The organism is Microbacterium sp. 10L49 (genome assembly GCF_056395125.1).
The window spans coordinates 76,079-102,457 of record NZ_JBFTIW010000002.1 but is presented as its reverse complement, the minus strand read 5'-3'; the positions used below and the strand labels follow the sequence as shown (position 1 = coordinate 102,457).

The following is a 26,379-nucleotide window of genomic DNA, read 5'->3' as shown; positions in this document are numbered from 1 at the left end:
CTCTATCGCGGGGTCGAGCGGGCGGGACCGCGTGCCGGGCGGTGTTCGCCGAGGGCGATTCCCCGCCGGCGCCGGGCATCGCGGGCGGCGATGTCGGCCGCGGCGGATAGCGTGGGAACATGCCCGCACAGCCCGCCCCGACCCCTGCGCAGGCAGCCGTGATCGGCGCCCCGGAGACGGCGGTCGGCACCGTGATCGGCGCACCGGGCACGGGAAAGACGCACGCGCTCGTGGAGCGGGTCGCCGCGCTCGTCGACGGCGGTCTCGCCCCGGAGCAGGTGCTCGCGCTGACTCCGAACAGACAGGCGGCCACGGCCCTGCGCGACCGGATCGGCGTCCGCGTGCGCGTCGCGACGCCGGGCCCGCTCGCCCGATCGCTGGGCTCGTTCGCGTTCCAACTGGTCCGCGGCACCATGGTGCACGCGGGGCAGGAACCGCCGGCGCTGCTCACCGGTGCCGACCAGGATCGCATCATCGCGGATCTGCTCTCCGGCGATGCGGAGGACGAGGCCGAGGGGATCCGCAGCCGCTGGCCGGAGAGCCTGCCGGCGGCGGTGCGCTCGTCGAGAGCGTTCCGCTCCGAACTGCGCGCCTTCCTCGCCGAATGCACCGAGCTCGGCGTCACCCCGGCGGGGCTGGGGCGATCGGAGCGCCCGGCCTGGCGTGCCGTCGGATCCTTCGCACAGTCCTATCGGAGGGTGCTGGATCGCGCCCGCGCCGCGCACCGCGACGCCGCGGATCTGCTCGCGGAGGCCGCCGCCATCCTGCACACCGCCGCACAGGAGATGCTGGGCCCGCTCGGACGTCTGCGGGTCGTGCTCATCGACGACGCGCAGGAGCTGACCGCCGGCGGCGTGACGCTGGTCGAAGCTCTGCGCGCTCGCGGCATCGCGGTGCTGGCGTTCGGGGATCCGGACATCTCCTCGGGGGCGTTCCGCGGCGCCGGCCCCGAGCTGTTCGCGCGCCTCGCTGCGATGCTCGGCGACGTGCACGTGCTGGACGAGTCGCATCGGCAGGATCCGCCGCTCACCGCGCTGACCCGCACCGTGGTGCAGACGATCGGCGCGTCGGGACGGATCGAGCACCGCCGCGCGCCGGGAGCGGCAGAGGATGGCGCGCCGAGTGACGCCGTGCAGGCGTTCATCGCGCCGTCGCCGCACGAGGAGCACGACCTCATCGCACGCACGCTGCGCGAATGGCACCTGCTGCAGGGCATCGGGTGGGAGCGCATGGCCGTGATCGCCCACGACACCCGCCAGGTGGCGGCCCTGGAGGCCGAGCTCGCCGCCCGCGAGGTGCCCACCCGCGCGGCCGGCGTGCAGCGCCCGCTCGGCAGCGAGACCATCGTGCGCGACATCGTCGGGATCGTGCGGCTCGCGCTCACCGAGCCGACGGAGCGGGATCCGCAACTGCTCGCCGAGGCGCTGCGCACGCCGTTCGGCGGGCTGGACGGCGTGGGGCTGCGCCGGCTCCGGGCGCGGCTGCGTCACCTCGAACTGGAAGCCGGCGGGTCCGCACCCGCACGGCTGCTGCTGCGTGACGGTCTCGCGGAGCCCGCGCGGTTCGCGAGGATCGACACGGCCGAAGCGCGTACCGCGGACCGGTTCGGCACCGTGCTGCACGAGGTGCGCGAAGCCCGGCTGCGCGGCGAGACGATCCACGAGCTGCTCTGGCGGGTGTGGGACTCCTCCCGCGCCCCCGACGGTCGACGCCTCGCGCTCGCGTGGCAGGAGGCCGCGGGCTCTCCTTCCGGCGCCGAGACCGCGCGCGCCCTGGACGCCCTGGTCGCGCTGTTCGACGCGGCCAAGCGCTCGGTGGAGCGCGCGCCGGAGAAGGGTCCCGAGGCGTTCATCCACGACATCCTCGACAGCGAGGTGCCCGAGGACTCCCTCTCCGCCCCGGAGCGCCCCGCCACGGTCACCCTGATGACGCCGGCCACCGCCCTCGGCACGGAGTTCGATGCCGTCGTGATCGCCGGCCTGCAGGACGGGGTGTGGCCGAACGTCCGGCTGCGCGGCGGGCTGCTGGAGACCTGGCGTCTCGGCGAGGCGGTCGCCGCGGCGCGCTCCGGTGAGCCGGAGCACGAGCACTCCACACTCGACCGGCGTCGTGCGGCGCTGCATGACGAGCTGCGTCTGTTCGTGCGGGCGCTCTCCCGCGCTCGCCACCGGCTGCTGGTGACCGCGGTCGACGACGACGATCAGAGTCCGAGCGCGTTCTTCGGGTTCCTGCCGGATCCGCTGCCCGCCCAGGAGCGGCATGCGCATCCGCTGACCCTCCGAGGCCTCGTCGCCAAGCACCGCAGGGTGCTCACGACCTCGCCGGACCCGGCTGCGCGGTCCGAGGCGGCCGGGCAGCTGCGACTGCTGGCCGAGGCGGACGTGCCGGGGGCGGATCCGGATGAGTGGTTCGGCGTGCGAGGGCCGTCCGATGAGCGTCCGCTGCGGGATCTGGAGACCGGATCGGTGTCCGTCTCGCCGTCACGGCTCGAGGCGTTCGAGGAGTGCGGGGTCAACTGGGCCGTGGCCGCGCTCGGGGGAGACACCGTCGCTCCGCCTTCGGCGGGCATCGGCACGATCGTGCACGCGGCGATGGAGCACGTGCCCGACGGCGACCTCGAGGCCATGCGGCGCATCCTCGAGGAGCGCTGGGGCGAGCTCGACTTCGAAACGCCGTGGATCGACGCCAAGGAGCGCCGCAGAGCGGACCTGTACCTGCAGCGCCTGCACGACTACCTGACCGAGGTGCAGCGCGAGGGAGGCCGAGTGATCGCCTCCGAAGGCGGATTCCGCTTCGCCGTCGACCTCGCCGCCGAGCCGACCGCGCACTCCATCGATCCCGAGAAGCCGGCGCAGCAGGCGATCGTCAGCGGCTACATCGACCGCGTCGAGGCGTATCCGGCGGGTTCCGGTGAGCACGAGGCCGCGCGCGGGCGCACCTGGAGCACGATGGCGGACGGCGCCGGGGGAGAGCGCGTGGTGGTGGTGGATCTGAAGACGGGCAAGTACGAGCCCGGCACAGAGGCGCTCGTGACCGAGCACGCGCAGCTGGCCGCGTATCAGCTCGCCGTCGAACAGGGTCAGGTCGAGGATGCGGATCCGGCCGCGCTCGCCGGTGCTCGCCTCGTCCTCGTCGCGCAGACCATCGGGCAGAGCCCCTACCGCGTGGCGCACCAGCATCGGCTGGGCGACGAGGCGCGCGCCGCGTTCCTGCAGCGCGTCGCCGAGGCGGGCCGCGGCATGGCCGCGTCGAGCTTCACGGCGCAGGTCGAGGCGCACTGCGCCGACACGCAGGTGCGGATCAGCCCTTGTCGCATCCACACCATCCCGGCGGTGAGCGCATGAGCGGCACGAGCGGGCCGGCCGTCGCAGGCCCCGCCGTGGTCAGCGACGGCGCGATCGAGGACGGCTGGGGCCCCGGCCACGGCATCGCCGCCACCGACATCTCCGCTGCCCTCGGCCTGCCTACGCCGACCCTGGCGCAGCAGCGCGTGATCGAGGCGCCTCCGACTCCGGCGCTCGTCGTCGCCGGCGCCGGCAGCGGCAAGACCGAGACCATGTCGGGCCGCGTGGTCTGGCTCGTCGCGAACGGTCACGTCGAGCGCGACGAGATCCTCGGGCTCACGTTCACCCGCAAGGCCGCCGGCGAGCTCGCCGAGCGGATCGCGCTGCGTCTCGATCGCATCGACGAGTACGGACGCAGGGGCCTGCTGCCGCATCTTGCGGAGATCGTGCGCACCGGCGCACTCGACCGGGTGGGGGCGGCGACCGGTCCCGCGCAGCGCGCCGCCGTGCAGCGCGAGGTGCTGGACGAACTCGCCGTGCGGTTCGACACCGGGTGGGATCCGACGGCCCCCCGCGCTGCGGAGGATCTCATCATCCGGCCTCGCGTGTCGACGTACAACGCCTTCGCGGACGGCATCGTGCGCGAGCACGCGGCGCACATCGGCCGTGACCCCGATGCGGCGATGCTCAGCCAGTCGGCGTCGTGGCTCATCGCCCGTTCTGTCGTGCTGCGTGCTGAGTTGGATGGCCTCGACGAGGTGGACCGCTCGTTGAACGGCGTGATCGATGCCGTGCAGCGTCTCGCGGGGGACGTGCTCGATCATCGGGTCGACCTGGATGCGATGGTCCGCATCGCCGCTCGGACTGCCTCCGACTTCGAGCCCTATCGCGGCAACGCCGATGTGGCCAAGGCCGTGGACAACCTCCGCACGATGCCGATCCTCGTGGATCTGGTGCGCGAGTACATCGCGGAGAAGGGACGCCGCGGCGTGCTCGACTTCGCCGACCAGGTCGGCGGTGCGTTCGACATCGTGCAGGCGTCGCCCGAGGTGCGTGCCGAGCTGCGCGCGCAGCACCGCGTCGTGCTGCTGGACGAGTATCAGGACACGTCCGTGATCCAGACGCGGTTCCTCGCCGCGCTGTTCCGCGACGGTGCCGTGATGGCGGTCGGGGATCCGCACCAGTCCATCTACGGATGGCGCGGTGCGAGCGCGGACAACCTCTACGCCTTCGGACGCACGTTCGCCGAGGAGCGGACCGCCGAGACCTACAGCCTGATGACGAGTTGGCGCAACGACGAGCGGATCCTCGATGTCGCGAATCGCCTGCTGCTGCCGCTGCAGCGCCCGGGCCTGGACGTACCGGCTCTCGAGCCGCGGCCCGGATCCGGCACGGGACGGGTGCAGGTGCGGTACGGCGAGACGGCGGACGACGAGGCCGAGGCGGTCGCGACCTGGTTCGCCGAGCGCCGGGCCGCGCACGACGAGGCACAGGAGGGGCGCACGCAGGATGCCCGCCCGCACACCGGCGCGATCCTGTTCCGGTCCAAGCGGCACATGCAGACCTTCGCGGGCGCCCTCGCCGCACAGGGCATCCCGCACCGGATCCTCGGTCTCGGCGGACTGCTGGCGACGCCGGAGGTGGTGGACGTGGTCTCGGCGCTGCGGGTGATCCACGATCCGGCGGCGGGATCCGCGCTGATCCGGCTGCTCGTCGGCCCGCGCTTCGCGATCGGCGTCGCAGACATGGCGGCGCTGTACGACCTGGCGCGGGAACTCGCGGTGCGAGACGGCGCGCTCGCTCCGCTGACGGACGAGCTGAAGCAGCGGCTGCGCTCCTCGCGCGGCGCCGACGAGGCCGTGTCGATCGTCGATGCGGTCGATTTCGTGCGCACCGCCCGCGACGACTACCGGCTGATCGAGCGGATCAGCCCTGCCGGCCGCGAGCGGCTGCGCGCGGCGGGGGAGATGCTGGAGCGACTGCGCCGGGCGGCAGGGCAGCCGATCCTCGAGCTGATCCGCGCGATCGAGTCCGAGCTGCGCCTGGACATCGAGCTCGCCGTGAACGAGACCCGGGGGCCTGCGAGGGTCGCCGCGACGCAGCTGCGCGCGTTCGGCGACGAGGTGCGCGCGTTCCTCGTCGCTGACGACCGTGGCACGATCTCGAGCCTGCTCGCCTGGCTCGACAAGGCCGAGATGACGGACGAGCTCATGCCCCGCACCGAGCCGCCGGAACCGGGCGTGGTGCAGCTGCTCACGATCCATGGCTCGAAGGGGCTGGAGTGGGACGCGGTGGCCGTTGTCCGCCTCGTGGAGGACGAGCTGCCGGGCCGGATCGCCGATGCGCAGGGCTGGTTCGGCTTCGGCGTCGTACCGTTCGCGCTGCGCGGCGACAGCGATGCGCTGCCGCGGTTCGCCTGGGATCCGCAGGCCGCCAGGGACGTCGCCGGCGACGATCCCCGCAAGCGCGAGAAGGCGGCTCTCGACTCGCTCGCCGCGGGCATCACCAAGGCCTACCCGCACGGCGGTGCGCTGCGCCGGTTCAAGGACGACTATCGCGACTACCAGCGCGCCGAGGAACGACGGCTGGCGTACGTCGCCGTCACGCGGGCGCGCACGGATCTGCTGCTGACCGGCTCGCACTGGTCCGGGCAGAAGAACATGCGCAAGCCGAGTCCCTACCTGCTCGAGGCGATCGAAGAGCTCGGACTCGATCCGCTGCCCGAACCGCAGTCGGAGGACAACCCGTACGAGGGGGCGGCACGCACGAGCGTGTGGCCGATGGATCCACTCGGCGGACGCCGGGAACGGGTCGCAGGCGCCGCCGAGGAGGTGCGCCAGGCGATGGCCGATGCGACCGCGCCGGCGCCGAGCGCGGAGCTCTCACGGCTGCTCGCCGAGCGGGCGGCGCGGCAGCGCGGCACGATCGCGGACGCGCCCACGCGCGTGCCGGCCTCGCGCTTCAAGGACTACGTCACCGACTACGGCGGCACGATCCGTGCGATCGCCCGTCCCATGCCGGAGCGCCCCTACCGGCAGACCCGGCTCGGCACGCTCTTCCACGCCTGGGTCGAGCACCGCTCCGGATCCGTGGGCGTCGGCACATCGCTGGATGATGCGCTGTGGGATCTGGACGACGATCAGCTCTCCCTGGCCGGCGGCGGTGCAGCCGCGGCAGAGGGCGATGCGGGGGACGAGATCGCCCGCGCGGACGCCGAGGACCTTGCACGACTGCGGGAGATCTTCGAGCGCAGCGAGTGGGCGCCACTCCGGCCGATCGCCGTGGAGACGGAGATCGATTTCGCTCTGCCCGTCGGCGACGGCGAGCCCGCGCGCATCGTGATCTGCAAGCTCGACGCCGTCTACCGGCGCGAGGATCGCGGCGGGCGCATCGAGATCGTGGATTGGAAGACCGGCCGACCGCCCGCGACGGCGGCCGAGCGCGAGGAGCGCATGCTGCAGCTCGCGCTGTACCGGCTCGCCTACCATCGCCGGTTCGGGGTGCCGCTGGACGAGATCGACGTCGCGCTGTTCTACGTCGCTGACGACCTCGTGCTGCGGGGCGACACCGTCTACTCGGAGGAGGCGCTGGTCCAGCGCTGGAATGCGGCCCGCGCCGCGCGGTGAGCCTCGGCGACGTCGGAGTCGGAGCCGGCGATGCCGCCCTCGCTGGGCAGCAGCGTGCCGGGCCGCTCCGGGCTGTCTTCATCGTCCCGGTCCGCGGATCCCTGCGGGCTGGTGCCGCTGGGGCCGAACGACGCGCGCAGATCACCGAGATCCTCGGTCGCGTTCGGATCCCGATGCTCGATCGAGCCCGCCGCGGTCAGGTCCTCCCGGGCTCCGTCGTGGGGCGCCGCATCCTCCTCGGGCGCCTGGGATGCGCCTTCGTCGTCCTCGTCCGTGCGCGCGGCACCGCGTGGCCCGAACGCGGAGGTGTCGTCCATCGAGATCCCCGCGAACGCGCTCGCGTCGTAGGTGTCGGTCTGCATGGAGGTGTCGATGCGGGTCGCGCCGGTCGCCGGCACCCGGTCCAGGGCGGACATCGCCTCGTCCACGCCGGCGCCGGCACCCGCGCGCGGGGCCAGGTCGTCATGGATCCCGTCGGCGAGAGCGTCCAGGAGCTGTGCCGCGTCGTCGACGATGTCGGCGCGATGCGTGTCGTGCCCGTGCAGCAGCCAGCGCGCGAGCTCGAGCTCGGCAAGCAGTCGGGCGCGCGTGGCGAGGCCGGCATCGGGAGCGCGCAGCGTGGCGGACGCATAGGCGTCCAGCACATCGGCACGCGCATCGGCGGCCAGGGTCAGCCAGGCGAGGTCCACGGCGGGGTCGCCGATCGACAGCGCATGCCATCCCACGATCCCGGTGACCCGTGGGCCGCGCTCGTCGTCATCCGCGAACACGAATGACTCCGCATGAGCGCCGCCCAGGGTGACGGCGGACTCGAAGCGCCACAGATCGTCGGCGTCGACCGCCTCGCGCCAGCGCACCGTGAGGCGAGCCGAGACGCGGCCGGTGGCTGCGGCGCGATCGATGAGCAGGCGCACCTCGTCGCGCGCCTCGGCGGCCGTCCGCTCCGCAAGACCCGCGCTGCGGACGACCGACGCGGGAAGGGCGTGCACCCCGGCGATGGCCTTGCCGATCGCGACGGCGGCGCCGGGGCCGGCCGGCACATCGGCGGCGTCGATCTGGAAACCGGGCAGCAGCGTCGTGACCAGCGCGCGCGTGTCCCCGACCCGGCCGTCGCCGAGGTGCTCGGGGGCGGCGAAGCGCAGCATCGAGCGGGCCCCGGCGGTGAGGGCGCGCAGCGCCAGGCTCTCCTTGGCGAGTTCGGAGGCCGTCTCGTCGTCGTTCGACGCGCGGATCACGACCTCCGTGCCGTCGGCCAGCGTCGCCACGGCGGAGTCGAATCGGCCGTCGCCGCCGGATGACAGGGCCCGTGCGCCGACGACATCGGCTCCGGGCACCGCCGCCGTGACCGCCGCGGCTAGAGTGAAGGGTGAGCGAGCCATGTCACCAGGGTAGGTCGAGCCTCGTCCGCACAGGGCCCGCCACGCCTGTGAGAAGGGGAGTCGAGACCGTGCCGGAGACCGTCCCCGAACCGAACGCCGATGACACCGTGGTCCTGGACGCCGCCGTCCTGGATGGCGTGGTCGCCGAGGGCGCAGTGCTCGACGGAGCCGCCCCCGAGGGCGCAGCAGCCGACAAAGGTGCCCCCGAGCGTGCGGCACTCGACAAGGGTGCGCAGTGGCGCGACGACCCGCAGACGATCACCCGTCTCCGCGCCGATCCCCGCACCGGAGTGCTCGTCGTGCGTGAGCGCCGCGTGCCCCTGGACGACGGCCTCATCCTCCTCTCCGCCGGTGACCCCGTCCTCGCTCGTACGCGGGAATGGGCTCTCTTGGGACGTCGTGCCGACGGATCCGGTCTGCTTCTCGCACTGCAGGATCCGGAAGATGACACGGACGCGGACGGATCCTGGGCGCCGCGTTGGAGCGACCTGCGGGACGCTCTCCCCGTGGTCGACGAGGTCGACGCGGAACTGGTCGTCTCCGCCATCGCCCTGGCCGGATGGCTGCATGACGCCGGATTCTGCCCCGCCTGCGGCAGCGCGGCCGAGCTGAGGCAGAGCGGCTGGTCCCGGCACTGCCCCTCGTGCGGGCGGGAGCACTTCCCCCGTACGGACCCCGCCGTGATCGTGGCCGTGCAGAGCGCCGACGGCGAACGCCTGCTCCTCGGCGCCAATGCGCAGTGGAAGGGCCGCTTCTACTCCTGCTTCGCGGGCTTCGTCGAGGCGGGGGAGTCACTCGAGACCACGGTGCACCGCGAGCTGTTCGAAGAGGCGGGCGTGCGCGTCCGCGACGTGGAGTACTTCTCCTCTCAGCCGTGGCCGTTCCCCCGCTCGCTCATGGTCGGGTTCCACGCCACCGCCGTGGACGAGGAGGGAGTGCAGGGCGACGGCGAGGAGATCATCGACGTGCGCTGGCTCACCCGCGCGGAGGTCGGATCCGCTCTCGAGGGGAACGGACCCGTGGGACTGCCCGGCGCGGCATCGATCGCGCACCGTCTCATCGTCGACTGGCTTCGGCGGTGAGCGCGCTCGACGGCCTCGACGAACGCCAGCGGGAAGCCGCGTCCGTGCTGCGCGGACCGGTCGCCGTGCTCGCAGGTGCGGGCACCGGTAAGACCCGGGTGATCACGCACCGCATCGCGCACGGCGTCGAGACAGGCGCCTATACGCCGTCACGCGTCATGGCCGTGACGTTCACCGCGAAAGCGGCGGGGGAGCTGCGCGGCCGACTGCGCGCGCTCAACGTGCAGGGCGTCGCCGCACGCACGTTCCACGCCGCCGCCCTCTCTCAGCTCGGCTTCTTCTGGCCGCAACTGGCAGGAGCCCCCGCCCCCGCGATCGTGGACAACAAGGTGCGCCTGCTGGCCCAGGCCGCGGACATGCTGCGCCTCCGGCCCGACACCGCCACGCTGCGCGATCTGGCCTCCGCGATCGAGTGGCGCAAGGTCTCCATGCTGTCCATCGAAGAGGCGGCGCGGCGCGGACGGTCCGTCGGGCGGTTCGACGAGAACCAGGTGGCCGAGCTCTCCCGCGCCTACGAGACGCTCAAGGATGACCGGCATCAGCTCGACTTCGAGGACGTGCTGCTCGCGTGCGCGGGCATGCTCGAGGCGGAACCCCGGGTCGCCGCCGCGGTGCACGAGCAGTACCGGCACTTCACGGTCGATGAGTTCCAGGACGTCTCCCCGCTGCAGCACCGTCTGCTCGAGCTGTGGGTCGGCGACCGCGGGGACCTTTGCGTGGTCGGTGACGCCTCGCAGACCATCTACTCCTTCGCGGGCGCCGACCAGCATTACCTGCTCGACTTCGAGCGCCGTCACGCCGATGCGACGGTGGTGCGGCTGGAGACCAACTACCGCTCCGCGGCCGGGGTGCTCGGTGTGGCCAACGCGCTCATGAAGGGACGTCCCGGGGCGCTCGAGCTCGTGCCGGCCGCGGCCCCCGAATCCGAGGAGCCGCCGGCGATCCCCGTGCATGACCCGGTCGTGGTGGCGTTCGACGACGACGCGGAGGAGGCTCGCGGGGTCGCTGCGGCGATCGCCGCGCGCATCGCCGAGGGGGTGTCACCCGAGGAGATCGCGGTGCTCTACCGTGCCCACTCGCAATCCGGGGCGCTTCTGCAGGCGCTCGCCGCGGCCGGGGTCGCGGCCACGGTGCTGGGAGGGAAGCGCTTCTTCGACCTGCCGGAGGTGCGTCAGGCCGTGCAGGGCCTGCGCGCCGCCGCTGTCGCGCCGCAGCAGCACTCGTTCCTCGGCGCCGTGCGCGACGTGCTGCGCGGCCTCGGCTACACGGACGATCCGCCCGAGGCTGGCGGAGCACTGCGCGACGCCTGGGAGGCCCGCCGCGCCGTGCTGCGCCTCGCCGAGGACGCTCCGGCCGGCACCACCATGCGCAGCTTCGCGGACGACCTCTTCGCCCGGGCCAAGGATCAGCACGAGCCGGTGCTGCGGACCGTGACCCTGTCCACGCTGCACGCCGCGAAGGGCCTGGAATGGCCGCACGTGTATCTCGTGGGCTGCTCGGAGGGTCTGCTGCCGATCTCGTACGCGACGGGCTTCGACGCGATCGACGAGGAGCGCCGGCTCGCGTACGTCGGAGTCACGCGGGCCGCGCGAGCGCTGACGATGACGTGGTCGCGGGATGCGGATCGCGCAGGGCGGCGCCCGTCTCGCTTCCTTGCGGAGATCGGCAGAGGCAGTCTGCGTGAAATTCCACCGTCCGCGATGATCGGCGCCCGTCGCGGGTGATCCGCATCAGCCGGCCCGAGCCGTCGCGTACGGCCTGGGATCGCGTGCTGAGCAGGTCGGCGATCGCCTCCGCGGCGGACGCGATCCCGCCGAGCGGGACCCGGCCCGGATCCCGCTCGAGCAGCTGGACATGCAGGGCCGCCCAGGACGGATCCCGTTCGCGGTCGTGCGAGTCGCGGCAGGAAAGGCACGGGGTCCGCCCTGGCACCACGAGGGGTCCGACGGTCGATCCGCCGGCATCGAAGGCCAACGGCAGGTGCGGCAGATCGTCTGCCAGCATCGCCGCGGCGTCGCGCGCGGCTACGGCCCCGTGCCGGACGACCACCGCGACCGTGTCCGTGTCGTCCACGACATCGACGCCGGCATCCGCGAGCGCCTCCTCGAGGCGGAGCAGCGTGCGGGCCCCGACCACGGGCGACGGCGCCAGCCGTGTCGCGGCCCGGGGGACCACCTCGACGAGCACCGGCTCCAGCTGGGCGTGCAATCTGCGGGCAGCGGGCAGCGGCGCGCCGACCCCGTGGGCGACGACCTCGAACGCGCGGGCGGGGATCCCGTGCGCGAGCTCCTGCAGCATGCGGGGGATCCACGGCGCCTCCACGTGCAGTGTCAGCGCCGGGTCGGCGCCGAGCTGCACGGTGTCGGCGTCGCGCCAGAGCACGGGGTGCGCCGGATCGAGTCGGATCGTGGACATGCCCCGATCATGACCGGTCCACGACCTTGCCTGGAGGCCGGATGCGCGATCGGTGGAGAACTCGGTCAGACCGGCTTCTCGTCGGACCCATCGCCGGAGCCGTCCGGTTCGCCCGATCCGTCATCTTCGGAACCGTTCACGGCCCCGGGATCATCCGACTTCTCCGGATCGCCGAAGTCCTCGCCGTTCAGCAGCCGCTCGAGCGCCTCGTCCATCTCGTCGGGCGCGGGCTGCTCGCCCCGTGCGCGCGACTGCAACCGCGCCACGAGCGCGGCCGGATCATCGATGTCGGACGCATCCGGCATCAGGTCGGGATAGTCCCACAGCGCGTCGCGGGCCTCCACGCCGACCGCCTCGGTGACGGCCCGCCACATCGCGGCGGCCTCGCGCAGCCGGCGCGGCCGGATCTTCAGCCCGACCAGGGCGCCCAGCGCGTCCTCTGCGGGGCCTCCCGCCGCGCGACGGCGGCGGGCCGCCTCGGCGATCCGAACGCTGTCGGGCAGCCGCGAGGTGGCCTGGGTGGTGACCACGTCGACCCAGCCGTCGATGGTGGCGATGAGGTTCTCCAGCCGCTCCAGCGCCTCTCGCTGTGCATCCGACAGCTCTGGCAGCAGCGCCCCGCCCTCGATCGCCTCGCGGAGCTCCTCGGGGTTCGACGGATCGAGCCGGCCGGCGACGTCCTCGAGCTTGTCGACGTCGACCGTCACGCCCTTCGCGAACTCGGTGATCTGCGTCATCACGTGCAGGTGCAGCCAGCGTGCGTGCCGGTACAGCCGGGCGTACGCGATCTCCCGGGCCGCCAGGTACAGCGCGATCTGATCCTCCGGGATCTCCAGCCCTTCGCCGAATGCAGCGAGGTTCTGCGGGATGACGGCCGCGGTGCCGGCCGGCAGCACGGGGATGCCCACGTCGCCGCCGGAGACCACCTCGAGCGACAGGTTGCCCAGCACCTGACCGAACTGCATCGCGAACACCGAGCTGCCGATGCCGCGCATCAGGCGCCCTGCGCCCTGAACCATGCCCTGCATCTCTTCGGGGGTCTGGCCCTCGAGCGCGCTCATCAGCGCGTCGGCGATGCTCGTGGACACCGGGGCGGCGACCTCCTTCCATACCGGAAGGGTCTGCTCGACCCACTCGCCGCGCGTGAGGGCGCGCGGGGCGGAGCCGAGCTCGGAGATCGTGGTCGCCTCGCCGACCCAGAGATCCGCGAGGGCGAAGGCGTCGGCGATCGACGCGCGGGAGCCCGTGTCGATGCCCTGACCATCACGGTTGGCGATGTGCAGCGCCTGCCGCAGCGTGGTCTCCCACGGGTCGCCGTTCATGGCGCCCTGCATCTGCTGCATCATCTGCTGCATCATCGCGGGGTCGAGGTTCAGCCCCTGCATGCCCTGCAGGGCGCTCAGGTCGAAGTCATCCGCCGACCCGCCGAGCATACGGCGGAGGAACTGCAGGAAGTCGTCGGAGTTCGGGTCGTTCTCAGCCATCGGGAGCCCTCTCAGCACGTGTATAGCCCGTGCTGACTACGCTAGTTGCACCACCACAGGATGCGCCGGGAACGGACCGCTCCGCTGTACGCCGCTCGCGAACGAGCATCAGACCCCCGGCCTGGAGGCCCTGTGACGATCAGTCCCGCGCCGAGCGATCCCGAGCAGACCGGGCGCGGAGGATCCGACGCGGGAGCGACGCGCGGGCGGCGGCGTGCACCCCGGGGCACCCGGATCGGGCTGATCGCGTTCATCGTGTCGCTCGTCGCGCTGCTGGTGCTGACCTTCCTCCCGCTGCCGTATGTCATCGAGCAGCCGGGACCGGTCTTCAACACTCTTGGCGAGGTCAAGGACGCGAAGGGCAAGTCCGTGCGGCTGATCTCCGTCACGGGCGCCGACACCCATCCCACCAAGGGTGCGCTGGATCTCACCACCGTGCAGGTCGTGGGCAACCGGGAGAACCCGCCGTCGTGGATGCAGCTCGTGCTGGCCTGGTTCGACCCGTCCAAGGCCGTGGTGCCGGTCGACGCCGTCTTCCCGCAGGGCGTCACCACGACGCAGCGCGATCAGGCGAACCAGCTGATGATGGTCGACTCGCAGCAGGAGGCCACCGCCGCAGCCCTGCGTGAACTCGGCCACGACGTGCCGGTTACGATCCAGGTCGCCTCGGTCACCGACGACGGCGCCGCGCACGGGATCCTGAAGGCGGGAGATGCGGTCATCGCCGTCAACGGCGCGAATCCGTCGGACACGGACGCGGTCCGGGCGGAGATCCAGCAGTCGGCGGGATCTCCTGTCACGCTCACGATCGAACGCGATGGCACGAGGCAGGACGTCTCGGTCACCCCGAAGAAGCAGGTCCAGAGCGGAAGCAGCCGCTGGCTGCTCGGCATCACGCTGCAGCAGAAGTACGACTTCCCGATCGATGTGAAGCTGCAGCTGGACAACGTCGGCGGTCCGAGCGCCGGCATGATGTTCGCGCTGGGCATCATCGACACGCTCACCCCCGGGGCCCTCAACGGCGGCAAGCAGGTCGCAGGCACCGGCACGATCACTGCGGACGGCACGGTCGGCCCGATCGGCGGCATCCGGCAGAAGCTCTACGGTGCGCGCGCGGCCGGCGCGGACTACTTCCTCGCGCCGGGGTCCAACTGCGACGAGGTCTACGGCCACGTCCCCTCCGGGCTGACGGTGGTGCGCACCGACACCCTGGAGCAGTCGCTCGATGCGCTCAAGGTCATCGCCGACGGGGGAGACGTCGCCGCGCTGCCCACGTGCACGGCGGCAGACCTGAAGAAGTAGCCCGCGCGTTCGCGACGGGCGAAGCCGGGGCGCCCGCGGCTCGGGATCTCGACAAAGCGCCGACCTAGGATGGGACGGTGACCACCTCACCCGCACCGGCCGCGCCCCGTACTGCCCGACGCATCGTCCTCGCGACGGTGGTGATCCTCGCCGTGCTCATCGCCGCGTTCTTCGTGTTCGCATCGATGTACACCGATTTCCTCTGGTACGACCAGCTGAACTTCGCCGGCGTGCTCACCACCCGCTGGATCGCGACTGCGACGATGTTCGTCGTCGGCTTCCTCGGCATGGCGGTGCCGATGTTCATCGCCATCCAGCTGGCCTACCGGATGCGGCCCGTCTACGTGCGGCTGAGCTCGCAGCTGGACCGGTACCAGGAGGTCGTCGAGCCGCTGCGTCGCCTGGCGATGTGGGGGATGCCGGTCTTCTTCGGCCTGTTCGCCGGCTTCGCCGCCGCGGGGCAGTGGGAGACCGTGTGGCAGTGGGCCAACGGCACCGCGACGGGCCAGAAGGACGCCCAGTTCCACCTGGACACCGGCTTCTACCTGTTCGACCTGCCCTTCTACGAGGCGCTGCTCGGCTTCATCTCCGCGGTGCTGATCCTGTCGCTGCTGGTGTCGGCGCTCGTGCTGTACCTGTACGGCTCGGTGCGGATCGGCCAGGGGGAGCTGCGCATCTCCAAGGCGGCCCGTGTGCAGCTGGCCGTGATCGCCGGCGTCTACCTGCTGACCCAGGCGGTGAGCCTGTGGATGGACCGTTACAAGACGCTCACCACCACTGAGGACAAGATCACGGGTGCGGCCTTCACCGGCGTCAACGCGGTGATCCCCGGTCTGTCGATCCTCGCGATCATCGCCGCGCTCGTGGCCGTGCTTTTCTTCGTCACCGCGGTGATCGGGCACTGGCGCTTCCCGCTGGCGGCGACCGCGCTGCTCATCGTGGCGGCCCTCGTGCTCGGCATCGCCTATCCGTGGGCGGTGAACACCTTCCAGGTGAAGCCGAACCAGAACCAGCTGCAGGCGCAGTACTACGAGCGCAACCTGACCGCCACCAAGGCGGCCTACGGGATCAACGGCGTGGAGACCACCCCGTTCAAGGCGCAGACCACGGCCGAGTCGGGGCAGCTGCGCAGCGACGCCGACACGACGGCGTCGATCCGCATCATGGATCCGAATGTGATCGGGCCGACGTTCCAGCAGCTCGAGCAGTACCGGAGCTATTACAAGTTCCCGTCGAAGCTCGACGTCGACCGCTACACGATCGACGGCAAGACCCAGGATGCGGTGGTCGCCGTCCGCGAGATCGACACGGACCGCATCGGCAGCCCGACGTGGAACAACAACACCCTCGTCTACACGCACGGCTACGGCCTCGTCGCCGCCGCCGGCAACAAGCGCACCGACGACGGGGAGCCGGTCTTCCTGGAGCGGGGCATCCCGACCTCGGGCACGCTGACCGACGCCCAGAAGTTCGAGCCGCGAGTGTACTTCGGCGAGAACTCGCCGGCCTATTCGATCGTGGGAGCGCCGAAGGGCACCGCGCCGGTCGAGATCGACTATCCGCGCGGCAAGGACTCCAGCGAGAACCAGACGAAGACGACGTTCACGGGTGACGGCGGACCGCGGGTCGGCAACTTCTTCACGAAGCTGCTGTACGCGCTGAAGTTCCAGTCCGAGCAGATCCTGTTCTCGGAGAGCGTGAACGAGGACTCCCAGATCCTCTACGACCGTGCACCGAAGGATCGAGTGCAGAAGGCGGCGCCGTACCTGACGCTGGACAGCGACCCGTACCCGAGCATCGTGGACGGCCGGATCGTGTGGATCGTGGACGGCTACACCACGAGCTCGAGCTACCCGTACTCGACCACCGTCAACCTGCCCAAGGCGATCAGCGACTCGGTCAACACCCAGCCCGGCTTCGTGACGGACGACATCAACTACATCCGCAACTCGGTCAAGGCCACCGTCGACGCCTACGACGGCAAGGTCACCCTGTACGCGTGGGATCCGACCGACCCGGTGCTGAAGACCTGGCAGAAGATCTATCCGTCCACGCTCAAGCCGATCAGCGACATGTCGGCGCAGCTCATGAGCCACGTGCGTTACCCCACCGACCTGTTCAAGGTGCAGCGCGCGATGCTCGGCACCTATCACGTCAACGACGCGGCCTCGTTCGCCCGGCAGGACAACCTCTGGGAGACCCCGAACGACCCGCAGAGCGATTCGGCCAACCCCGAGCTGCAGCCTCCGTACTACCTGACCATGAAGATGCCCGGGCAGGAGCAGTCCCAGTTCTCCATGTACACGAGCTTCATCCCCGCGTCGCAGGGATCGAACAGCCGGAACGTGCTGATGGGCTATCTGTCTGTCGACGCGGATGCCGGTTCGACCGCGGGGAAGAAATCGGATTCCTACGGCAAGCTGCGCATGCTGGAGATCGACGCCGACACCACGGTGCCGGGCCCCGGCCAGGTGCAGAACTCGTTCGACTCGGATCCGACCGTGGGCCAGCAGCTCAACCTGCTCAAGCAGGGGCAGTCGAAGGTGACCCACGGCAACCTGCTGACGCTGCCCGTCGGCGGCGGGTTCCTGTACGTGCAGCCGGTCTTCGTGCAGTCGTCCGGTGGCACCCAGGTGCCGCGTCTGCAGAAGATCCTCGTCGCCTTCGGCGACAAGATCGCCTTCGCCGACACGCTCACCGAGGCGCTGGACCAGCTGTTCGGCGGCGACTCGGGCGCCGCGGGCGGTGACAACAACATCACGCCCACTCCGACGCCGACCCCCGGGACGGGGACCGGCACCACGCCGCCCACCGGCGACGCGGCGTTCCAGTCCGCCCTGGCGGACGCGAAGGCGGCGATGGTCGCGCGCGACGCCGCGCTGAAGGCGGGGAACCTCTCGGAGTTCGCCGTGCAGGACCAGAAGCTCACCGACGCCGTGAACCGGCTGATCGAGCTCGAGGGGAGCGGCAGCACCACCACGAAGTAGCGCTCGATTCGCGCACTGCCGATTCCCGTGTTAGGCTATTCCTTGTGCCGCGGGGTGGAGCAGTTCGGTAGCTCGCCGGGCTCATAACCCGGAGGTCGCAGGTTCAAATCCTGTCCCCGCAACAAGAGAAGGCCCCCTGATCAGGGAAATCTGATCAGGGGGCCTTCGTCATGCGGCGATCGTGAGTCGTTCCGAGGGCCGCGATCCGGTGCCCAGGCGATCCGCATGCCGGTATCGGAATATCGTGCGAGGGCCGCGCCTTACCCTCCTTGTGAATCTTTACGAACCCGCCGTCTTCGGCGCCCTGCAGCTGTCCAACCGCGTGGTCATGGCCCCGCTCACCCGCACTCGTGCCCGGGCGGATGGCGTGGCGACGGCGACCATGGAGGAGTACTACCGGCAGCGGTCCGGGCAGGGGCTCATCCTGACCGAGGGCACCTGGCCGTCCGCGGAGGGCAAGTCGTATCCGGGGCAGCCGGGCATCGTGACTCCCGAGCAGATCGACGGCTGGCGGCGGATCGCCGATGCCGTGCACGCGGCAGGCGGCACGATCGTCATGCAGCTCATGCATGGCGGCCGGATCTCCCATCCCGACATCTCGGGCGAACCGCGCGTGGTCGGCCCCAGTGCGCTCGCCGCGCCGGGGGAGACGCACACCCCTCACGGCAAGGCCGAGCTGCCGGTCGCGCACGCGCTGACCGAGGAGGAGATCACCGAGGTGATCGCCCAGTTCGCCGACGCGGCCCGCAACGCGATCGCTGCCGGGATGGATGGGGTGGAGGTGCACGGTGCGAACGGCTATCTGGTGCATCAGTTCCTCTCACCGGCGTCCAACACCCGTGAGGACCGCTACGGCGGCTCTGCCGAGAACCGAGCACGCTTCGCCGTCGAGGTCACGCGCGCCGTCGCCGACGCCGTGGGCGCCGAGCGGACCGGGATCCGGCTGTCGCCGCAGCACAACATCCAGGGGGTGCTGGAGCAGGACGACGCCGACGCCTGGGCCGTGTACACGGCGGTCGCCCAGGGCCTCGCGCCCCTGGACCTGGCCTTCATCGACGTCCTCTACGCGCAGCCCACGGCGGAGATCGTGCAGCACATCCGTCGCGCGGCGGGCGCGCCGCTCATCGTCAACTCCGGATTCACCGCCGTGACCGTCAAAGAGGAGGCGGAGATGCTCGTCGCCGAGGAATGGGCGGATGCGGTGGCCGTCGGTCGGCCCGTCATCGCCAACCCCGACCTGGCGACACGGTGGGCGCAGGACGCCGGGCTCAATGCGCCGCGACCGGAGCTGTTCTACGGCGCCACGGCGGAGGGCTACATCGACTACCCGGCGCTCGAACCCATCGCGTGACAGTGTCCGGAGGGCGGCGCCGCGGGTGCCGTCCTCCGAGGCCGCTCAGTGCGCGCGCACCTGCGCGACCGCCGCCTCCTTGTCGATCATGTTCATGACCTCCCCGATCGTGTTCACGAGCGGGGCGGGCACGATTACGAGCGTGTTCTTGTCGACGCCGATCTCCACCAGCGTCTGCAGGGTCCGCAGCTGGAGCGCGAGCGGGTGCGACATCATCGTGTCGGATGCGGTGCCTAGCTGGGCGGCGGCGAGCGCCTCGCCCTCGGCGGCGATGATCTTCGCCCTCTTCTCGCGCTCGGCCTCGGCCTGCTTCGCCATCGCGCGCTTCATCGAGTCGGGCAGCAGGATGTCCTTCAGCTCGACGAGCGTCACCTCCACGCCCCAGTCCACCGTGGTGACGTCGAGGATCTCGCGGATGTTCACGTTCAGCGCCGCCGTGTCGGAGAGGGTCTCGTCGAGGTGGTGCTGGCCGACGACCTTGCGCAGTGTGGTCTGCGCGATCTGGTCGATCGCGGAGCGCACGTTCTCGATCGCGATCACCGACTTCACCGGATCGACCACCCGGTAGTACGCCACGGCTGAGACGCCCACCGTCACGTTGTCCTTGGTGATGATGCCCTGCGACTGGATCGGCAGTGTGACGATCCGCAGCGGAACCTTGATCATGACGTCGACGATCGGGAAGATGAACCGGATCCCCGGCTCGCGCAGGTTGTGCAGGCGCCCGAACCGCAGCACCACACCGCGTTCGTACTGCCGCACGATGCGCGCGGACATGAAGAACACGATGACCGCGAGGATCACGACGACGATGAGGACGACGAGCGGGGTCATGGGGACCGCCTCCTCCGGCTCCGGTGACGTGCCGCGGGCCAGTGCCTCCATTGTCCTCCTGCCCGTGGCGCGCATCGCCGGTTCGGGTCACTTCGGGTGGGCGTTCTGTCCATGCCTCGAGGTGAGCGATGATGGAGCGATGACCGCCGTCACCGTTTCCGTCGCCGTGTGCCAGTTCGCGCCTGTCGCCGACCGTGCGGCGAACCGGGAGAAGATCGGCGACCTCGTCGCGCAGGCCGCCGGACGCGGGGTGCGGCTGATCGTGCTGCCGGAGTACTCCAGCTACTTCGTGGATCCGCTCGACGAGAGCCTCGCCGCGAACGCGGAGGAGCTGGACGACGCGTTCACCGGTCGGCTGCGGCAGCTCGCGGACCGGCACGGGGTCGTGATCGTCGCGGGTCTGGTCGAGCGGGCAGGTGCAGGACGGATCCGCAACGCCCTCGTCGCGGTGGACCGGACGGGGCTGCTCGCCGTCTACCGCAAGCAGCATCTGTACGACGCGTTCGGTCAGTCGGAGTCGCGCTGGATCGAGGCGGGCGAGCTCGGCGATGCCGCGACCTTCACCGTCGACGGGATGACATTCGGGCTGATGACCTGTTACGACCTGCGTTTCCCCGAGGTCGCCCGCACCCTCGTCGACGCGGGCGCCGAGGCGCTCGTGGTGCCTGCGGAGTGGGTGCGCGGCCCGCTCAAGGAGCACCACTGGAACACGCTGCTGGCGGCGCGCGCGATCGAGAGCACCGCCTACGTCGTCGCGGCCGATCACCCGACGCCGGTCGGCGTGGGGCATTCGGCCGTGATCGATCCGCAGGGAGTCACGGTCGCCGGGGTCGGCACGGGGGAGGGGATCGCCGTCGCCGACCTGGACGCGGCGCTCGTCGCCCGCACCCGCGAGATCAACCCGGTGCTGCGGCTGCGCCGCTACCGGGTCGTGCCGCGCTGACCCCGTTCACACTCCCGCGCGAAGTCCCGCCAGGCGCTCTGCGGCCTCCGCAATCACCTCGGGGCGCTTGCATGCGGCGAAGCGCACCAGGCCGCGGTAGTCCTCCCGGTGCTCGGGGCGCACGAACGCGGTGAGCGGGATCGCCGCGACGCCGATCCGTTCCGGCAGCGCCCGGCAGAACGCGTCAGCGTCCGCCCCTCCGATCGCGGAGGCGTCGGCGACCGTGAAGTAGCCGCCATCCGGGCGACGCACCTCGAAGCCGGCCGCGCTCAGCCCCTCCGCGAGGAGATCGTGCTTCGCGCGCAGGCGCTCCGCGGCGCCCGTGAAGAATGCGTCAGGCAGGCGCAGGCCCGCGGCCACCGCCGGCTGGAACGGCCCGCCGTTGACGTAGGTGAGGAACTGCTTGACGCTGAGCACCGCGGTGATGAGCTCGGCGGGGCCGTGGATCCAGCCGATCTTCCACCCGGTCACCGAGAACGTCTTGCCCGCTGAGGAGATCGTGAGGGTCCGTTCGGCCGCGCCGGGCAGGGTCGCGATCGGCACGTGCGGATCGGCGAAGGCGAGGTGCTCGTACACCTCGTCCGTGACGATGATCGCGTCGTGCAGGTGCGCCAGGCGCACGATCTCGGTCCGTACGGCGTCGCTCAGCACGGCTCCGGTGGGATTGTGCGGGTCGTTCACGAGGATCACCCGGCAGCGATCCGTGATCGCCGCCGCGAGCTCGTCGGGATCCGGCTGGAAGTCGGGCAGGCGCAGAGGCACGGTGCGCAGCGTGGCGCCGCTGAGCGCCGCGATCGCCGCATACGAGTCGTAGAACGGCTCGAACACCACGATCTCGTCCTCGGGGCGGTCTACGAGCGCGAGGAGGGACGCGGCGATGGCCTCGGTGGCACCGGCGGTGACGAGGACCTCGCGGTCCGGATCGACGTCCAGGCCGTAGAAGCGCCGCTGATGCTCGGCGATCGCCTGCAGCAGATCCGGCACACCGCGCCCCGGCGGGTACTGGTTCGCGCCGGCGAGGATCGCGGCGCGGGCGGTCTCGAGGACCTCGGCCGGTCCGTCCTCGTCGGGGAACCCCTGTCCGAGGTTGATCGCCCCGGTACGGCCCGCGAGCGCGGAGATCTCGGCGAAGATGGTAGGGGCGACCTCTCCGGCTGCGGAGAGCAGACCGGCGCCGGCCGCCGTGCGGCGCCAGGCGCCGGGCAGGATTCCCATGCCGCCCAGGGTAACGCCATAGCGGAATCTCCCAGCCGGCATAGGAAAAACACAGAAACGGCCGTCAGTCTGTAAGGGCAAGGTTCAAAGGAGCAGACATGAGCGAGCAGACGCCTCACCCCGACGCCGGGCACTCCGTGCCCCCGTCGTTCTCGTCCACCCCCGCGGCCGCCCCGGGCGCCTCCGCCCCGGACGGCGCCACGGCGCCCACCACCCCGATCCCGCCCACCGGCGCCTACGCGATGCCGCAGCAGGCGCACCCGACCCAGCCCGTGAACCCCGGGCATCCTGGAGCGCACGCCGGCGCCGCATTCGGTGCGGCCGCCACCACGGTTCCGGCTGCAGAGTCCCGGGCCAAGAGCGGCGTCGGCGGCGGCAAGATCGCGGCGATCATCATCGCCGCGGCCCTCGTCGGCGGCCTCGCCGGCGTCGGCGGAGCCGTCGGCTATGGTTCGCTGACCTCGTCGAACTCCTCGTCGACGAAGTCGAGCTCCGGGCCCAGCACCGTTACGGTGAACAACCCGGAATCCGTGTCGGAGGCCACCGCGATCGCTGCGAAGACCGTGCCCTCGGTGGTCACGATCGAGGTCTCCGGATCCAGCGCCGCAGGATCCGGTTCCGGCATCGTGCTCGACAAGGACGGACACATCCTCACCAACGCGCACGTGGTGACGCTGGACGGCGAGGTCTCCGACCCCACGATCCGGGTGACGACCTCGGATGGCCGCATCCTCGACGCCACGGTCGTCGGCGTCGACCCCACCTACGACATGGCCGTGATCAAGGTGAAGGACGGCTCGAGCCTGACCCCGATGGAGTTCGCCGACTCGTCCAAGCTCAACGTCGGATCGATGACGGTCGCCGTGGGCGCGCCCCTGGGCCTGTCCAACTCGGTGACCACCGGCATCGTCAGCGCGCTCAACCGCAGCATCCAGATCCAGTCGTCCGCCGCTCCCTCGCAGGGCTCCAACGGCGACCAGCAGCAGAGCCCGAACCAGGACGGTTCGCAGCAGCCGTTCCAGTTCGACATCCCCGGACGCGGATCCGGATCCCAGAGCGCCGCGGCGACCATCTCCATCTCCGTGATCCAGACGGACGCGGCGATCAACCCCGGCAACTCCGGTGGCGCGCTGGTCGACAGCGACGGCAAGCTCATCGGCGTGAACGTGGCGATCGCGAGCGCCGGATCCTCGTCCTCGTCGTCGGGCCAGTCCGGCAACATCGGCGTGGGCTTCGCGATCCCCTCGAACATCGCCAAGCGCGTCGCCGGCGAGATCATCGCCGACGGCAAGGCCACCCACGGCCTGCTCGGCGCCACCGTGCAGGACGCGAGCGGTCAGAAGGGCGCCACGGTCGTAGGCGCTGCCATCGCCTCGGTCACGAGCGGCGGAGCGGCGGCGAATGCGGGCGTCCAGGCCGGCGACGTGGTCACCGCTTTCAACGGCAACCCGATCACCGACGCCAGCGACCTCACCGCGCAGGTGCGCTCGGTCGCCGGCGGCAGCTCCGCGACCCTCACCATCAACCGTGGCGGGAAGTCGCAGGACATCAAGGTCACCCTGGGCACGCTGTCCCAGTGACCCGCGCCTGAACCTTGCCAAGCAGAAGGACGCCACCTCGCGACGCGGTCGCGGGTGGCGTCCTTCCTCGTCTGGGTCCCGGGGGATCCGTTCGTCGGCTCCGTCGACAGGGCGCTAGGCTCGCGGGGTGGCGTCCTTCTCCTTCCGTGCGGGCAACGCCGGCAAGCTGCTGAGGATCCCGCTCTATCTGCTCGGACGCGTGGGGACCCTGATCGTCCCGCGCGGGCGCGGCTGGGTGATCGGCTGCGGGGCGGGGATCGGAGACGGCGCCCTCGCCCTCTGGCGGGCCGCGGTCGAGGCGGGGCTGCAGCCGCTCTGGCTGACCGGATCCGACCGAGAGCAGCGCGATGCCGCAGCTCTCGGCATCCGCACGATCCCGAAGAACGGACTTCGCGGCTGGTGGGCCACGGCCCGTGCCGGCGTGGTCGTCGTCACGCACGGATTCGGCGACGTCAACCGCTACGCGACATCGGGCGCCTATCTCGTCCAGCTCTGGCACGGCATCCCGCTCAAGCGCATCGGGCTCGACTCCCCGGCCACGGTGCAGAGCGCGTTCCTGCCCGGCTTCGTGCCGCTGCAGAAGCTGCTCGGGCTGCTCTACCGCGCGCAGACCCGGCGCATCCGCGTCCTGCCCGCGGCGTCCGAGCGCTCCCGTGGGCGCCTGGAGTCCGCCTTCGGTCTGGGCGTGCAGCAGGTGCTCGTGACCGGCGAACCGCGCGTCGATGTGCTCTCCGCCGGGGATCCGGCCGAACGTCGTGCCGACGCGGTCGCGCGCCGCGACGACGCCGTCGGCCCCATCGCCGAGGGCACGCGCGTGGTGCTGTACGCGCCCACCTGGCGCGACGGAGCGCCAGACCCCGCCGTGCCGAGCGATACGGAATGGACGCGGATCCTCGAGGTCCTCGAGCGCACGGACAGCGTGCTGCTGGTGCGCTCGCATCCTCTGGGCGAAGGGGAGTACCGCCCTCCCACGCCGTCGGAGCGCGTTCGCGCGATCGGATCCGCGCTGGTGCCCGACATCACGCCCGTGCTGCCCGCGGTGGACGTGCTCGTGACGGACTACTCGTCGATGGCCTACGACGTCGGCCTGCTCGCGATGCCGGTGATCTACCTCGCTCCGGACCCGGTCGCGTACGCCACTTCGCGCGGCTTCTACGGAGAGTACGCCGAGGTCGCCGGCTCCGACCCCGCTGCGGACTGGACCGCCGCGGCGGCGCAGCTGCAGGCGACCCTGCTGGAGGACGCGGAGTTCGAGCGCCGTGCCGCCCTCTCCCGGGAGCTCAGCGCGCGCATGCACGCGCATCGTGACGGCGGCAACACCGCCCGTGTGCTCGCCGCGATCCTCGCCCGTACCGGTGCCGCCACGAGCGCGGCGACGCCCGGCACCGCGACGGCGATCCACGCATCTCCGACCCCCGCTTCGAAGGGAACCGCATGACGACCCCCCGCGTCACCTCTGTCCGCGTCGATGAGGAGCAGCAGGCGCTGCTGATCGCGGGGGAGGGCTCCGCGCCTGCCGAGATCGAGCTCGCCGGCCGCCGTGCTGTCGCGGCCGCGCTCGTCGCCGAGGACGGTCCGGACGGGTGGAGCGCCGAACTGCCGCTTCGGGCTTCGCGCTGGGGCGGGGCTGAGCTGCCGCTGCCGAGTGGGGACTACGAGCTCACCGTGGACGGCGTCCCGCTTGACGACCTCGAGATCGGGAGCGTGCTGCTCGCCGGGCTCCGTGTGTCTGCGACGAACGGCACCGTGCGCATCGCGCCGCCTATCGACCCCGCCTACGAGACCGCGGAGGGCCGCCTCGCGCTCGAGGGCCGCTACGCGGCGCTGCCGGGCGCCGGCGAGAACGCGGTGTTCTTCGAGTCGTTCTACGGGCAGTCCAGTGGCTGCAATCCCGGCGCGATCGACCGCGAGCTCGCGCGACGCGCACCCCGCGTGACTCGCTACTGGAGCGTCGTGGACCTCTCCGTCCCGGTGCCCGAGGGGGCGATCGCCGTCGTCGAAGGTTCGCCGGAGTGGTGGCGGGCGCGTGCGGACGCGCGGCTGCTCGTGGTGAACGACTGGCTGCGCCGTCGCTTCGACCGCAAGCCCGGCCAGCGCGTGCTGCAGACCTGGCACGGCACCCCGCTCAAGCGCCTGGCGCTGCACCGCCCTGGTCTGCATCCGCGGCGCTGGCTCGCGGTCATCCGCGAGTCGCGGCGCTGGGATGTGCTGCTCGCGCAGAACCCCTATGCGGAGCGCGTGCTGCGCAAGGCCTACGCGTTCCTGCGGAAGCCGATCTGGGTCGACGGTTATCCCCGCAACGACGTGCTCCTCACGGGCGACGCCGCACGCGTCCGCACGGCTCTCGGGATCGGCGAGAGCGAGCGAGTGCTGCTGTATGCGCCGACCTGGCGCGACGACCGGTCCGAGATGGTCGACTTCGTGGATCCGAATGCGCTCGCCGCGGCCGCCGACGCCGTGGTGCTCGTGCGCGGGCACTCCCGCACGATCCGCCCGGGGCGCGATCACGCCGGATCCCGCGTGATCGACGTCACCGGCTATCCCGATACCGCGGAGCTGCTGCTCGCTGCGGATGCGCTGGTCACCGACTACTCCTCGGTCATGTTCGATTTCAGCGCGACGGGCAAGCCGATGTACTTCCTGGTGCCGGATCTCGAGCACTACCGGGGCAAGCTGCGCGGCTTCTACTTCGACCTCGCCGCACGCGCGCCCGGGCCGCTCCTGCACACTCAGGAGGAGCTGGTCGCGGCGCTCTCCGACATGTCCGCGGTGGCCCAGCATGCACCGAAATACGTCGCCTGGCAGGCGCAGTTCAATGGACGCGATGACGGGTCTGCCTCCGGCCGCGTGGTCGACCGGATTCTGGACCTCGGCTGGCTCGAGGCCTGACGCCCTCT

General features: G+C 71.3%; 15 protein-coding genes and 1 tRNA gene. 12 read left to right on the top strand and 4 right to left on the bottom strand.

Annotation, left to right across the window (positions count from 1 at the left end; translation table 11 throughout):
• The first annotated feature begins 119 nt into the window (after window positions 1-119).
• Window positions 120-3,344: an ATP-dependent helicase gene (locus AC1DCT_RS05070; RefSeq protein WP_477427848.1), complete on the top strand. Its 3,225-nt coding sequence runs from the start codon at window positions 120-122 to the stop codon at window positions 3,342-3,344.
• A complete protein-coding gene (locus tag AC1DCT_RS05065; RefSeq protein WP_477427846.1) occupies window positions 3,341-6,910 on the top strand; it encodes a UvrD-helicase domain-containing protein in 3,570 nt (1,189 codons plus the stop codon). Before AC1DCT_RS05070 ends, AC1DCT_RS05065 begins: the two co-directional genes overlap by 4 nt.
• Here the strand turns inward: AC1DCT_RS05065 and AC1DCT_RS05060 are convergent.
• A complete protein-coding gene (locus AC1DCT_RS05060; RefSeq protein ID WP_477427844.1) occupies window positions 6,856-8,289 on the bottom strand; it encodes a phosphotransferase in 1,434 nt (477 codons plus the stop codon). The genes AC1DCT_RS05065 and AC1DCT_RS05060 overlap by 55 nt on opposite strands.
• Before the next feature lie 68 nt (window positions 8,290-8,357).
• On the opposite strand from AC1DCT_RS05060, the gene nudC reads away from it, so the two are divergent.
• Window positions 8,358-9,371: an NAD(+) diphosphatase gene (gene nudC, locus AC1DCT_RS05055; RefSeq protein WP_477229403.1), complete on the top strand. Its 1,014-nt coding sequence runs from the start codon at window positions 8,358-8,360 to the stop codon at window positions 9,369-9,371.
• A complete protein-coding gene (locus AC1DCT_RS05050; RefSeq protein ID WP_441976216.1) occupies window positions 9,368-11,095 on the top strand; it encodes an ATP-dependent helicase in 1,728 nt (575 codons plus the stop codon). The genes nudC and AC1DCT_RS05050 overlap by 4 nt, the downstream gene beginning before the upstream one ends.
• Window positions 11,096-11,851: 756 nt before the next feature.
• Here AC1DCT_RS05050 and AC1DCT_RS05045 read toward each other — a convergent pair.
• Entirely contained in the window at window positions 11,852-13,270 is a 1,419-nt protein-coding gene (locus AC1DCT_RS05045) for a zinc-dependent metalloprotease (RefSeq protein WP_441976215.1), read from the bottom strand.
• Between the two features lie 234 nt (window positions 13,271-13,504).
• Between AC1DCT_RS05045 and AC1DCT_RS05040 the strand changes: the two genes are divergently transcribed.
• The 4 genes from AC1DCT_RS05040 to AC1DCT_RS05025 all read left to right on the top strand — a co-directional run bounded on the left by AC1DCT_RS05040 (window position 13,505) and on the right by AC1DCT_RS05025 (window position 18,910).
• Window positions 13,505-14,572 (top strand): YlbL family protein, encoded by a 1,068-nt coding sequence (locus AC1DCT_RS05040; RefSeq protein ID WP_441976446.1) that lies wholly within the window; start codon window positions 13,505-13,507, stop codon window positions 14,570-14,572.
• A 77-nt stretch (window positions 14,573-14,649) separates the two neighbouring features.
• The gene (locus tag AC1DCT_RS05035; protein ID WP_440734514.1) at window positions 14,650-17,559 is read left to right on the top strand and encodes a UPF0182 family membrane protein; all 2,910 of its coding nucleotides are present in this window, start codon (window positions 14,650-14,652) and stop codon (window positions 17,557-17,559) included.
• A 48-nt stretch (window positions 17,560-17,607) separates the two neighbouring features.
• A tRNA-Met gene (locus AC1DCT_RS05030) sits at window positions 17,608-17,681 on the top strand.
• A 149-nt stretch (window positions 17,682-17,830) separates the two neighbouring features.
• Window positions 17,831-18,910, top strand: a complete 1,080-nt coding sequence (locus tag AC1DCT_RS05025; protein ID WP_477427842.1) for an alkene reductase — start codon at window positions 17,831-17,833, stop codon at window positions 18,908-18,910.
• Between the two features lie 45 nt (window positions 18,911-18,955).
• On the opposite strand, the gene AC1DCT_RS05020 is transcribed toward AC1DCT_RS05025, so the two are convergent.
• Window positions 18,956-19,744, bottom strand: a complete 789-nt coding sequence (locus AC1DCT_RS05020) for a slipin family protein (RefSeq protein WP_477229401.1) — start codon at window positions 19,742-19,744, stop codon at window positions 18,956-18,958.
• A 139-nt stretch (window positions 19,745-19,883) separates the two neighbouring features.
• Here AC1DCT_RS05020 and AC1DCT_RS05015 point away from each other — a divergent pair, with 139 nt between their 5' ends.
• Window positions 19,884-20,687, top strand: coding sequence for a carbon-nitrogen hydrolase family protein (locus tag AC1DCT_RS05015; RefSeq protein ID WP_477427840.1), 804 nt, complete (start codon window positions 19,884-19,886; stop codon window positions 20,685-20,687).
• Between the two features lie 6 nt (window positions 20,688-20,693).
• Here AC1DCT_RS05015 and AC1DCT_RS05010 read toward each other — a convergent pair whose 3' ends face one another.
• Window positions 20,694-21,902 (bottom strand): aminotransferase class I/II-fold pyridoxal phosphate-dependent enzyme, encoded by a 1,209-nt coding sequence (locus AC1DCT_RS05010; protein WP_477427838.1) that lies wholly within the window; start codon window positions 21,900-21,902, stop codon window positions 20,694-20,696.
• 98 nt (window positions 21,903-22,000) lie between these two features.
• Between AC1DCT_RS05010 and AC1DCT_RS05005 the strand changes: the two genes are divergently transcribed.
• From AC1DCT_RS05005 to AC1DCT_RS04995, 3 genes are all read left to right on the top strand, one after another.
• A complete protein-coding gene (locus tag AC1DCT_RS05005; protein WP_477427836.1) occupies window positions 22,001-23,482 on the top strand; it encodes a S1C family serine protease in 1,482 nt (493 codons plus the stop codon).
• A 127-nt stretch (window positions 23,483-23,609) separates the two neighbouring features.
• Window positions 23,610-24,920 (top strand): CDP-glycerol glycerophosphotransferase family protein, encoded by a 1,311-nt coding sequence (locus tag AC1DCT_RS05000; protein ID WP_477427834.1) that lies wholly within the window; start codon window positions 23,610-23,612, stop codon window positions 24,918-24,920.
• Window positions 24,917-26,371, top strand: a complete 1,455-nt coding sequence (locus AC1DCT_RS04995) for a CDP-glycerol glycerophosphotransferase family protein (RefSeq protein WP_477427832.1) — start codon at window positions 24,917-24,919, stop codon at window positions 26,369-26,371. The genes AC1DCT_RS05000 and AC1DCT_RS04995 overlap by 4 nt, the downstream gene beginning before the upstream one ends.
• Window positions 26,372-26,379: the final 8 nt, after the last annotated feature.

Bases quoted from the DNA above. Each gene is read 5' to 3' on its own strand.
- AC1DCT_RS05070 (WP_477427848.1), top strand. From the start codon at position 120: ATGCCCGCACAGCCCGCCCCGACCCCTGCGCAGGCAGCCGTGATCGGC.
- AC1DCT_RS05065 (WP_477427846.1), top strand. From the start codon at position 3,341: ATGAGCGGCACGAGCGGGCCGGCCGTCGCAGGCCCCGCCGTGGTCAGC.
- AC1DCT_RS05060 (WP_477427844.1), bottom strand. From the start codon at position 8,289: ATGGCTCGCTCACCCTTCACTCTAGCCGCGGCGGTCACGGCGGCGGTG.
- AC1DCT_RS05045 (WP_441976215.1), bottom strand. From the start codon at position 13,270: ATGGCTGAGAACGACCCGAACTCCGACGACTTCCTGCAGTTCCTCCGC.
- AC1DCT_RS05020 (WP_477229401.1), bottom strand. From the start codon at position 19,744: ATGACCCCGCTCGTCGTCCTCATCGTCGTCGTGATCCTCGCGGTCATC.
- AC1DCT_RS05015 (WP_477427840.1), top strand. From the start codon at position 19,884: ATGACCGCCGTCACCGTTTCCGTCGCCGTGTGCCAGTTCGCGCCTGTC.
- AC1DCT_RS05010 (WP_477427838.1), bottom strand. From the start codon at position 21,902: ATGGGAATCCTGCCCGGCGCCTGGCGCCGCACGGCGGCCGGCGCCGGT.
- AC1DCT_RS05005 (WP_477427836.1), top strand. From the start codon at position 22,001: ATGAGCGAGCAGACGCCTCACCCCGACGCCGGGCACTCCGTGCCCCCG.
- AC1DCT_RS04995 (WP_477427832.1), top strand. From the start codon at position 24,917: ATGACGACCCCCCGCGTCACCTCTGTCCGCGTCGATGAGGAGCAGCAG.